Annotated in this window: 1 protein-coding gene; it reads left to right on the plus strand. The window is 63.0% G+C overall.

The annotated features are described in order from the left end of the window. On the plus strand, window positions 1–597 hold a 597-nt coding region (locus GNZ13_RS01080), incomplete at both ends, for a pirin family protein (protein WP_172159708.1).

Raw genomic sequence — 597 nt, forward strand, 5'->3', positions numbered from 1 at the left:
TCCTTGATCACGCCGTGGTCGTACCGACCGGCAAGCCGATGTTCGGGTTCCACCCGCACTCGGGCATCGCAACACTCACCACCGTGCTGAGTGGCGGAATCTCCTATGAAGATACGACCGGCAAGAATGGCGAACTTCGAGCCGGCGGCCTCGAATGGATGAAGGCCGGCAATGGTGTCTGGCACGACGGAAACGTATTGCCAGGCGAAACCGTACGCCTCTTTCAACTCTGGGTCGCCCTTCCGCCCTCGCTGGAGAATTCGCCGCCGGAAAGCCAGTACATCTCGCCAGCCCAGGTCCAGCGGGATGGGCCAGTCCGCGTAATCCTCGGCCGCCACGGATCTGCAGCGAGCGATATCCGCGCGCCTGAAGGCATCAACTATTTCCATGTTGAACTGAGCGCTGGGGATACGTGGCGATACGTGCCGCCGGTCGGACACAACGTCGCGTGGCTGGCGATCGACAAAGGCCGCCTGAACGCATCCGAGCCGATCGAGGCAGGGGAACTCGCCGTGTTCGAGGAATCCGACGGGGCGCCCATCGAGCTGCATGCCGAGGGCGCGACGTCGTTCGTCATCGGCTCCGCTATCAAGCACC

This window comes from Paraburkholderia elongata (assembly GCF_013177735.1).
In the GTDB taxonomy this organism is placed as follows: domain Bacteria; phylum Pseudomonadota; class Gammaproteobacteria; order Burkholderiales; family Burkholderiaceae; genus Paraburkholderia; species Paraburkholderia elongata.